Below are 312 nucleotides of genomic sequence, written 5' to 3'. Positions count from 1 at the left end.
ATTCCTTGCTGGTCATCTTTGATGATACTCCTGTATTTCTTGTACCACTTATTTGCTTTATCGGAGTTTTTCTCGAAAATCGCTTCTGCCAAATGTGATAAGTGCTCCGCAGCATGAAAAAAATCAATTATCCACTGGTAGTCTTTGAATACAGGGTTGTCTTTAAGGTAGCCCCATATTGACTTGTGCGCATCTGTAATTATCAGTTTTGCCACTTCAGGACCGGGGGCGGCAACCTCCAACTCTTTTTCAAAATCACGTTTAAAGGTTGGGTAACGTTCTTCGGGCATCCGGGCAATGTATTTTGAACTG

The 312-nt window shown here is 42.0% G+C and carries 1 pseudogene; it reads right to left on the bottom strand.

Going from position 1 to position 312, the window contains the following annotated elements:
• Positions 1-312, bottom strand: a pseudogene (locus JIV24_RS22290) (hypothetical protein); the annotation flags it as partial.

Origin of the sequence: Carboxylicivirga marina, assembly GCF_016612505.1 — a bacterium.
In the GTDB taxonomy this organism is placed as follows: Bacteria; Bacteroidota; Bacteroidia; order Bacteroidales; family Marinilabiliaceae; genus Carboxylicivirga; species Carboxylicivirga marina.
Note: the sequence above shows the minus strand (reverse complement) of the source record. Positions and strands in the feature narration are given on the sequence as shown.